This window comes from Rhizobacter sp. P2_H2 (genome assembly GCF_056403375.1).
On record NZ_JBFUFP010000412.1, the window covers coordinates 1 to 4,481 of the forward strand.

The window sequence follows — 4,481 nt, forward strand, 5'->3', positions numbered from 1 at the left end:
GCGGCGGCGTGGAATGGCGGCTCGGCACCGCCGACTGGGTCGGTGCAGAACCCTCGGCCGACGACGTGCTGCGCCTCTGGTTCGGCCGCGCGGACCACGCGCTGCTGTGCCTCGAGTTCGACGAGCAGCTGCGCGGTGACGCCGTCGACGCGATGACCGCGCTCGGCCGGGCCGGCTGGCGCCGCGTGCTGCTGTCCGGCGACACACCGCAGCGGGTCGCGTCGATCGCGCGCCGCGTCGGTGCCGACGCGGCGATCGGCGCGGCCGATCCCGCCGCCAAGCAGGCCGCGGTGCAGCGCGAGCAGGCGATGGGCCGCTGCGTCGCGATGGTGGGTGACGGCATCAACGACGCGCCGGTGCTCGCGCAGGCCGACGTGTCGTTCGCGATGGGCCACGGCGCGCTGGTCGCCCGCTCGAACGCCGACCTGGTGGTGGTCTCGAACCGGCTGGGCGGCCTGGAAGACGCGCGCGACATGGCCCGCCGCACGGTGCGCGTGGTGCGGCAGAACCTCGCATGGTCGGCGCTCTACAACGCCGCCTGCATCCCGCTCGCGCTGGCCGGCTTGCTGCCGCCGTGGGCCGCGGGGCTGGGCATGGCGCTCAGCTCGCTGCTGGTCATCGCCAACTCGCTGCGCCTGGCGCGCTGAAGCCCGACGATGGACATCCTCTACCTGCTGATCCCGCTGTCGGCCCTGCTGGTGCTCGCGCTGCTCGGCGTGTTCGGCTGGGCGCTGAACCGTGGCCAATTCGACGACCTCGACGACGAGGGCCTGCGGATTCTGCAGACCGACGACCTCGCCCTTGATCAACGTCAACCCCCCGCCGACGTGTCGCTCCAAGAATCACCGTAGAGCAATCATGGTGAAAGAAGAGGCAATCTATGTCGAAGGATTCTGCGGCCTCGCAGCCCGTCTTCAGTGACTGGAGCGTGCGCTGGTTCTCGCTCGCGGCGGTGCTGTGGGGCGTGGTGGGGATGCTGGTCGGCGTGTTCATCGCGGCCGAGCTGACCTGGCCCGAACTGAACCTGGGCATCTCCTGGCTCAGCTATGGCCGGCTGCGGCCGCTGCACACCAACGCGGTGATCTTCGCGTTCGGCGGCTGCGCGCTGTTCGCGAGCAGCTATTACGTGGTGCAGCGCACCTCGCAGGCGCGGCTCTTCATGCCGAAGCTCGCGGCCTTCACGTTCTGGGGCTGGCAGGCGGTGATCGTCGCGGCCGCCGTCACGCTGCCGCTGGGCATCACGCAGGGCAAGGAGTACGCCGAGCTCGAGTGGCCGATCGACATCCTGATCGCCATCGTGTGGGTGTCGTACGCGGTGGTGTTCTTCGGCACGATCGCGGTGCGCCGCGTGCGCCACATCTACGTCGCGAACTGGTTCTTCGGCGCGTTCATCCTGGCGGTGGCACTGCTGCACATCGTCAACGGCGCGGCCATTCCGGTGAGCCTGACCAAGAGCTACTCCGCCTACGCCGGCGTGCAGGACGCGATGGTGCAGTGGTGGTACGGCCACAACGCGGTCGGCTTCTTCCTGACGGCCGGCTTCCTCGGGATGATGTACTACTTCATCCCGAAGCAGGCCGAGCGGCCGGTGTACTCGTACCGGCTGTCGATCGTGCACTTCTGGGCGCTGATCTTCACGTACATGTGGGCGGGCCCGCACCACCTGCACTACACCGCGCTGCCCGACTGGGCGCAGAGCGTGGGCATGCTGTTCTCGCTGGTGCTGCTGGCGCCGAGCTGGGGCGGGATGATCAACGGGATCATGACGCTGTCGGGGGCGTGGCACAAACTGCGCGACGACCCGATCCTGAAGTTCCTGATCGTCTCGCTGTCGTTCTACGGCATGAGCACCTTCGAGGGGCCGATGATGTCGATCAAGACGGTCAACGCGCTCAGCCACTACACCGACTGGACCATCGGCCACGTGCATTCCGGCGCGCTCGGCTGGGTCGGCCTGGTGTCGATGGGCACGCTGTACTTCCTGGTGCCACGCATGTTCGGCCGCACGACGATGTACAGCACCCGGGCGATCGAGCTGCACTTCTGGATCGCGACGGTCGGCATCGTGCTGTACATCGCCGCGATGTGGATCGCCGGTGTGATGCAGGGCCTGATGTGGCGCGCGGTCAACCCCGACGGCACGCTGGTCTACAGCTTCGTCGAGAGCGTGAAGGCGACCTTCCCCTTCTACGTGGTGCGCCTGGCGGGCGGGCTGCTGTACCTGGCCGGCATGCTGATCATGGGCTGGAACGTCGTGAAGACGGCCACCGCCGGCCGCTACCGGCCGGTGCCTGTCCCCGCGCTGACCCCGGCCCACGCCTGAGCCACGGAGCAACCAAATGGCCAACACAAGCAATAACGCCCCCGGCTTCTCGCACGAGAAGATCGAGACCAACAACTTCCTGATGATCGTGCTGATCCTGCTGGTGATCGCGGTCGGCGGGCTGGTGGAGATCGTGCCGCTGTTCTTCCAGCGCTCCACCACGCAGGCGGCGCCGGGCCTCGCGCCCTACACCGCGCTGCAGCTGGCCGGGCGCGACGTCTACATCCGCGAGGGTTGCTACAACTGCCACTCGCAGATGATCCGCCCGTTCCGCGCCGAGACGCTGCGCTACGGCCATTACTCGACGGCCGGGGAGTTCGTCTACGACCACCCGTTCCAGTGGGGCAGCAAGCGCACCGGCCCGGACCTGCAGCGCGTGGGCGGCAAGTACAGCGACGAGTGGCACCGGGTGCACCTGCTCAACCCGCGCGACCTGGTGCCGGAATCGAACATGCCGGCCTACCCGTGGCTCGCCAAGGCCGCGCTGGACCCGGCCGACATGGCCCCGAAGCTGACTGCGCTGCGCCGCGTCGGCGTGCCCTACACCGATGCCGAGATCGCCGCCGCCGGCGAGGCCGTGAAGGGCAGGACCGAGATCGATGCGCTGATCGCCTACCTGCAGGTGCTCGGCACCTCGGTGAAGTAAGGAGCAAGACCCATGGATGTCAACGACCTCAGAAGTGGCGTGACGGTGCTGTCGATGCTGGTGTTCCTGGGCATTGCCGCCTGGGCCTGGTCGCGGCGCAACCAGTCGCGATTCGACGAAGCGGCACGCCTGCCTTTCGAACCGGATGGCAGCGATGAAGGAGATGCGCGATGAGCGACTTCTTCAGCCAGGGCTGGTCGATCTACATCGGCGCGGTGACGCTGCTCGGCCTGCTGGCCTGCCTGGTGCTGCTGTTCATCGCGAGCCGCCGCGAGGTGATGGCCGCCGACAACAGCACCGGCCACGTGTGGGACGAGGACCTGCGCGAGCTGAACAACCCGCTGCCGATGTGGTGGGTGGTGATGTTCGTGCTGACGGTGGTGTTCTCGCTGGCCTACCTGTTCCTGTACCCCGGCTTCGGCAGCAACGMCGGCAGCCTGGGCTGGACCAGCCTCGGCCAGTACGAGCAGGAGCAGCGCGCCGCGCAGGCCGAGATGGCGCCGCTGTATGCGCGCTTTGCCGCGCTGCCGGCCGACAAGCTCGCGGCCGAGCCGCAGGCGATGGCGATCGGCGAACGGCTGTTCATCAACAACTGCGCGGCCTGCCATGGCTCGGATGCGCGCGGCAGCAAGGGCTTCCCGAACCTGACCGACGCCGACTGGCTGCACGGCGGCACGCCGGAGAAGATCGAGGAGACGATCACCGAGGGGCGCCAGGGGATGATGCCGCCGATGGCGGCGGCAATCGGCGGCCCGCAGGAGATCCACGAGGTCGCGCAGTACGTGCTGAGCCTGTCGGGCAGCGCGCACGACTCGACCGCGCAGTTCGGCAAGCAGCGTTTCATGGCCTGTGCCGCCTGCCACGGCATCGACGGCAAGGGGAACCAGGCACTCGGCGCGCCCAACCTCACCGACAAGGTGTGGCTGCACGGCTGGGGCGAGGAGGCCATCACCGCGATGATCAACAACGGCAAGCTGAACGTGATGCCGGCGCAGAAGGAGCGGCTCAGCAAGGAGCAGATCCACGTGCTGGCCTCGTATGTCTGGAGCCTGTCGAACCGGGGCCCTGCGCTTGCGCAGTGACGCGATGGCCGATCCCGAGGTGGGCCACGAGACACGCAACGCCAAGCGGGTGATCCCGATCACGCCGGTGGCCACGGTCTCGCTCTATGCGAGCGAGGCCAAGATCTACCCGCGCGCGGTGCACGGCCTGTTCGCGGCCTGGCGCTGGGCGCTGGTGTGGGCGACGCAGCTGGTGTTCTACGGGCTGCCGTGGCTCGCGTGGAATGGCCGGCAGGCGCTGCTGTTCGACCTGGAGGCGCGGCGCTTCTACATCTTTGGGTTGGTGCTGTACCCGCAGGACTTCATCTACCTGACCGGGCTGCTGGTGCTGAGCGCGTATGCGCTGTTCCTGTTCACCGCGGTGGCCGGGCGGCTGTGGTGCGGCTATGCGTGCCCGCAGACGGTCTACACCGAGATCTTCCTGTGGGTCGAGCGCCACCTGGAAGGCGAC

General features: G+C 68.2%; 7 protein-coding genes. All 7 read left to right on the forward strand.

Going from position 1 to position 4,481, the window contains the following annotated elements:
* Positions 1 to 647 (forward strand): HAD-IC family P-type ATPase (locus AC1D15_RS19225; RefSeq protein WP_477827237.1); only part of this gene is annotated, 647 nt, incomplete at its 5' end.
* A gap of 9 nt (positions 648 to 656) precedes the next feature.
* The gene (gene ccoS, locus AC1D15_RS19230) at positions 657 to 851 is read left to right on the forward strand and encodes a cbb3-type cytochrome oxidase assembly protein CcoS (protein WP_047505057.1); all 195 of its coding nucleotides are present in this window, start codon (positions 657 to 659) and stop codon (positions 849 to 851) included.
* Between the two features lie 29 nt (positions 852 to 880).
* The gene (gene ccoN, locus AC1D15_RS19235) at positions 881 to 2,323 is read left to right on the forward strand and encodes a cytochrome-c oxidase, cbb3-type subunit I (protein WP_477827238.1); all 1,443 of its coding nucleotides are present in this window, start codon (positions 881 to 883) and stop codon (positions 2,321 to 2,323) included.
* Between the two features lie 16 nt (positions 2,324 to 2,339).
* Positions 2,340 to 2,969, forward strand: coding sequence for a cytochrome-c oxidase, cbb3-type subunit II (ccoO, locus tag AC1D15_RS19240; protein WP_477827239.1), 630 nt, complete (start codon positions 2,340 to 2,342; stop codon positions 2,967 to 2,969).
* A 12-nt stretch (positions 2,970 to 2,981) separates the two neighbouring features.
* Positions 2,982 to 3,143, forward strand: coding sequence for a cbb3-type cytochrome oxidase subunit 3 (locus AC1D15_RS19245; RefSeq protein ID WP_477827240.1), 162 nt, complete (start codon positions 2,982 to 2,984; stop codon positions 3,141 to 3,143).
* Positions 3,140 to 4,051, forward strand: a complete 912-nt coding sequence (gene ccoP / locus AC1D15_RS19250) for a cytochrome-c oxidase, cbb3-type subunit III (RefSeq protein ID WP_477827241.1) — start codon at positions 3,140 to 3,142, stop codon at positions 4,049 to 4,051. Before AC1D15_RS19245 ends, ccoP begins: the two co-directional genes overlap by 4 nt.
* Positions 4,052 to 4,055: 4 nt before the next feature.
* Positions 4,056 to 4,481, forward strand: a 426-nt coding sequence (locus AC1D15_RS19255; protein WP_477827242.1) for a 4Fe-4S binding protein, incomplete at its 3' end; no start/stop codon positions are given.

Excerpts from the sequence above, each read along its gene's own strand:
- ccoS (WP_047505057.1), top strand. The coding sequence starts at position 657 with ATGGACATCCTCTACCTGCTGATCCCGCTGTCGGCCCTGCTGGTGCTC.
- ccoN (WP_477827238.1), top strand. The coding sequence starts at position 881 with ATGTCGAAGGATTCTGCGGCCTCGCAGCCCGTCTTCAGTGACTGGAGC.
- ccoO (WP_477827239.1), top strand. The coding sequence starts at position 2,340 with ATGGCCAACACAAGCAATAACGCCCCCGGCTTCTCGCACGAGAAGATC.
- AC1D15_RS19245 (WP_477827240.1), top strand. The coding sequence starts at position 2,982 with ATGGATGTCAACGACCTCAGAAGTGGCGTGACGGTGCTGTCGATGCTG.